The 619-nt window shown below is 71.4% G+C and carries 1 pseudogene; it reads left to right on the plus strand.

The features are described from left to right. Nucleotides 1-619 (plus strand): annotated as a pseudogene (locus HMPREF0591_RS30130) (lysophospholipid acyltransferase family protein); the annotation flags it as partial.

The raw sequence follows: 619 nt of genomic DNA on the forward strand, positions 1-619 counted from the left end.
CGCCCGGCGGCCCGATCGCCGACGTCCGCAGGCAGGCGGCGCTGGTGGCGGGGTTCGGGCTGGCCGTCCCGCTCGCCGCCGGCGCGGTGGGGCTCGGCCTGCTCAGCGGCAGCCGGCGGCGCGGCCTCAACTTCTTCGCCTCCACCTGGCCCCGGGCGCTGCTGGCCACCAACGGCATCCGGTTCACGGTCGTCGGCGCGCAGAACCTGACCGCGCGGCGCCCGGCCGTGTTCCTCTATAACCACCGCAACCGGGTCGACCCGTTCATCGCCGCCGCGCTGCTGCACGACAACTGGATCAAGATCGCCAAGAAGGAGCTCGCGTGCGACCCGATCATCGGGACCCTGCTGAAGCTGAACGACGGCGTGTTCGTCGACCGGGACGACACCGCCGCGGCGGTGGAGACGTTGCGCCAGGTCGAACAGCGCGCGAAGGACGGCCTGTCCATCCTGATCGCCCCGGAGGGCACCGGCGGTGGACACCACCGAGGTGGGGCCGTTCAAGAAGGGCGCGTTCCGCATCGCCATGGCCGCGGGCGTCCCGATCGTGCCGATCGTGATCCGCAACGCGCAGATCATCGCCGCGCGGATTCCATGGAGATCAACCCCGGCACGGTTAA

It is taken from the genome of Mycobacterium parascrofulaceum ATCC BAA-614 (genome assembly GCF_000164135.1).
Taxonomy (GTDB): domain Bacteria; phylum Actinomycetota; class Actinomycetes; order Mycobacteriales; family Mycobacteriaceae; genus Mycobacterium; species Mycobacterium parascrofulaceum.